The organism is Sphingomonas endophytica, from assembly GCF_001476895.1.
GTDB classification, from domain to species: domain Bacteria; phylum Pseudomonadota; class Alphaproteobacteria; order Sphingomonadales; family Sphingomonadaceae; genus Sphingomonas; species Sphingomonas endophytica_A.
The window spans coordinates 1-544 of the sequence record NZ_LDTB01000107.1 but is presented as its reverse complement, the minus strand read 5'-3'; the positions used below and the strand labels follow the sequence as shown (position 1 = coordinate 544).

General features: G+C 67.3%; 1 protein-coding gene. It reads left to right on the top strand.

Annotated features, from left to right (window positions below):
* A partial coding sequence (locus NS334_RS16175) for a KUP/HAK/KT family potassium transporter (protein WP_193753133.1) occupies positions 1–544 on the top strand: 544 nt, incomplete at both ends.

Sequence of the window (544 nt, the reverse complement as noted above, 5' to 3'; positions counted from 1 at the left end):
CGATCGGCACCGAGAAGGTCGGGCGGCTGTTCGGCCCGATCATGGCCGTCTATTTCGTCGTGCTGGCGGTGATGGGCGTCGCGCATATCGTCGCGCGACCCGACATCCTGTTCGCGCTGAACCCGGTCTATGCGGTGCGGTTCGCGATGAACGACGGTGGCCTCGCGTTCCTCGCGCTCGGCTCGGTGGTGCTGGCGGTGACGGGCGCGGAGGCGCTGTACGCCGATATGGGGCATTTCGGGCGCAAGCCGATTTCCTATGCGTGGCTGGGTTTCGTGCTGCCGGCGCTGATGCTCAACTATCTGGGGCAGGGGGCGATGCTGCTGGAGCAGCCGCAGGCCGCCGAAAATCCGTTCTTCCTGATGGCGCCGGAGGACTGGCGGTTGCCGCTGGTGATCCTGGCGACGCTGGCCACGGTCATCGCCAGCCAGGCGGTCATCACCGGCGCCTATTCGGTGGTGCAGCAGGCGGTGCAGCTGGGGCTGATGCCGCGCATCCGCATCACGCATACCAGCGCGTCGGAGGCGGGGCAGATCTACATCCC